The organism is Mycobacterium sp. (genome assembly GCF_032162605.1).
GTDB lineage: Bacteria > Actinomycetota > Actinomycetes > Mycobacteriales > Mycobacteriaceae > Mycobacterium.
The window spans coordinates 1-2882 of record NZ_JAVROT010000443.1; the positions used below are offsets into that span (position 1 = coordinate 1).

At 70.4% G+C, this 2882-nt stretch carries 3 protein-coding genes; all 3 read right to left on the reverse strand.

Features of this window, described 5'->3' with window-relative positions:
* Positions 1-751 (reverse strand): hypothetical protein (locus QOI01_RS24730; RefSeq protein WP_526385668.1); only part of this gene is annotated, 751 nt, incomplete at its 3' end.
* Positions 748-2031 carry a M16 family metallopeptidase gene (locus tag QOI01_RS24735; RefSeq protein ID WP_526385670.1) on the reverse strand — a complete coding sequence of 428 codons (1284 nt, stop codon included), beginning with the start codon at positions 2029-2031 and terminating at the stop codon, positions 748-750. The genes QOI01_RS24730 and QOI01_RS24735, both read right to left, overlap by 4 nt.
* A complete protein-coding gene (locus QOI01_RS24740; protein WP_526385672.1) occupies positions 2028-2774 on the reverse strand; it encodes a SagB/ThcOx family dehydrogenase in 747 nt (248 codons plus the stop codon). Before QOI01_RS24740 ends, QOI01_RS24735 begins: the two co-directional genes overlap by 4 nt.
* Between the last annotated feature and the right edge of the window lie 108 nt (positions 2775-2882).

The following is a 2882-nucleotide window of genomic DNA, read 5'->3' on the forward strand; positions in this document are numbered from 1 at the left end:
CGGCGATGCCCCGGCCCGGGTGCGCCGCGATGATCGGCGCCACCTGTTCCGCGGGGGGGCCTGGCTGGAAGCAAGTCAGGCCGTTCGATTCCGGGGCATCCGGCTCGGGCCAGCGGGGCGCGTCCGCGGCGTCGACGATCAGCCAGCCGGGATCAGTACGCCGCGACCGGTAGTCCTCGACGTCGCAGGGGGTCAAGCCGGTCAGCTCCTGGTGCAACGACGGCGCCGGCAGTGGAGCGGCTAGCCCGAACGCCGCCCGCCGGGCGAGAGACTGAGCCCGCGCCTCGATGTTGTCCCAGTACAGCAGTTGCTGGTCGGCGAGCTCTCGTGCCGTCGCCCTGAGTCGTTCCGGGCCGGGTCCGGGGCCGTGCGTTGCACGGCGCACCGCGTCCAGTGCTGCGGTCAGCGACGAGTGGATGCAGCTGCCGGTGAGGACAACCGACCCCGCCGTGATCCGCATGGTGAGCTCGCCGCCGAGCTCCTCGATTCGTTCTTGGAGGGTGGTGGAGCCGTGCCGACATCGCAGGAGTGAAGCGGCCCACAACCGCGCCGGCGCAACTGTCTCCGGGGTGGTCTCATGCAGCGGCAGCACGACGTTGAACACCACGTCATCCGCGCGCGGTTGGGCAGGTAGAAGGACCGTCCGGCCGTCGAGTTCGATGGTCAAGCTGTTCCAGTCGGCAATCAGCTGGTCGAGCAGCGGCCGAGCGCCGCCGGTGGTCGCGGCGGTATCGGTGACGGATGGGATCATTGGTCCGCCCCTGCGAGGCGGGTGGCCGCTTCGGCGTGGTCCGTACCAGCCAGCCAACCGGCGACGTCGGCGACCGCGTCCGCGTCGGTGGCCGCCAGCTCGCTCAGCACCGTCCAAGGCCGCCGTGCGCTCGACCACAGGGTGTGGTGTTCGGCCAGCTGCTGTGCTCTGTTGAGTGGGTCGGCCAACACCCGGCGGCGCTGGTTGGCCAGCCTGGCCGCGGTCGCCCGTACCTCGGCTGGCGGCGGCCGGCGAGCGAGCGTCTCCACGGTGTCCTGCATTGCCTCGTGGACGGTCTCCCGCTGGGTCGGACCGTGGTAGGCCTGGACAGTCAGGTAGACGGCTTCGGGAAGCTCGTCGAGGTCGCCGAACATTCCGAAGTCGGCGCGCACGACGCCTCGGACATCCCGGTCGTGCAGCCTGTGCTTGAGACCCGAGGGGCTGTCGCCGTGCACGATGGCGGCGAGGACGACGAGCGCGGCGCGACGCCGCGGGATCAGCCAGGGTTCCGGCAGCCGCCAGCCGAAGGCGAGCGCGTGCCTCCGCGCCGGCGACGGCACCTCGACCAGGATGCGGCGAGCCGGCGCCGGGATCGGGTGCGGACGCCGAAACGGCGCCGTGTCGTAGGCCAGTTGACCGATGCCGGCGGCGGCCAGGGCGAGTGCCTCTGCCGGGTCAAACCGACCGACCAGGGCGATGGTGGCCTGCTCCGGTCGGTACCGGGTGGCTACGAACTCCTGGCAGCTCGCCGGCAGCACCAAGAACGGCCCTGGTGGGGTGACGTATCCATTGTGTGCATGCGCGCTGTCCGCGAACAGGATGGCCTGCAGCTGCTCCCAGGGGAAGCCGCCGAGCGGCCGGGCGCCGGTGGTCTCGGCGATCTCGCGGATGATCAGCGCCCGCTCCTGTTCCACGGCTTCGCGGGTGGGAGCGAAGTCACCGAACCGGTCGGCCTCTAGTTCCAGCGCCGTGGGCAGCAGCTGGACCGGGAACTCGGCGTGATAGGTCGTGTGGCCGGTGCGGGTATAGGCGTTGGTGCAGCCCCCAGAGCCGAAGTAAGCCCGGTAGTAGTCCTGTCTACCGTGGCGGCGGGTGCCTTGGAACATCAAGTGCTCGATCAGGTGGGCGAGCCCCGGGGCACCGTCGGGGTCGTCGACGAACCCTGCTCGCCAGGTGATCGACATCGCCACTGTTGTGGCCGACGGGTCGGGCGCCGCAACCAGGGCCATCCCGTTGTCCAGCCGGTGCGTGGTGACTGCACCGGCCAAGCTCGTCGTCACGGCAGCACCAGGGTGTACAGCACCAGCTCGCCGTCCTTGTGGGTGCCGAGCAGTCGGTTGAGCGGCTCGTCGGCGAAGCCGCCGACAGGTGTCACCGGCACGCCGAGCGCGCCGCCGACCAGGATCGCGTTCTGGCCGACGTGTCCGGCCTCGATCAAGGCGAAACGATAGGCCCGGTCGGCGTACTTCGCCGCGCCGCGCCGCAGCGCTGCGGCCACCACCACGACCGCCCGGGAGGCAGTGATCCAGGGAAACCCGAACGTCCGCTCGACGTCGCGGCGAAGGTCGGTCTCGACCAAGCTCGATAGTCGGTGTCCCACGGGGTCGTAGTGGTACAACCCGGCGGCGAGCCCTTCGCACCGGCTGGCCAGCACGTAGCACTCCAGAGGGAACCGCGCCCCGGCGGAGGGATAGACGCGGCGGCCGGCGTCGGGTGCGCCGCTCGCGGATCTCCGGACGCCGCATGAATATCGCAACAGGGTCGCGAGGGCCGCCAGTGGCAGAACGGGCCCGGTCGGGATCCGCACCGAGCCTCGCCGATCCAACAGCGCGGTGATCGGATCGGCCGCCTCGGGATCGGGCAGTGGCACCAACGGACGGCGAGGGTAGGTCTTGACAGTGATCTCGGTCCACTCCGGTGGCCAGTCGGCCGTGTCAGTCCAGGTCTGCCTCCGCAGGGATCGGCCCGGGATGGCGCAGCGCGCGTGAAAGGCGGTGCTGTCGGGCCACGCATCGAGGGTCATCGTGGTCACCTCCTCACAGAAACGGGTGCGGGATCGAGGTGAGCTCGGACGGTGCAACAACATGCCCACCGAAGGTCAGCAAGCGGCGGGTCCACGACACGTGTTGCT

Coding starts and splice junctions, on each gene's coding strand:
- QOI01_RS24740 (WP_526385672.1), bottom strand. CDS start 2,774: ATGACCCTCGATGCGTGGCCCGACAGCACCGCCTTTCACGCGCGCTGC.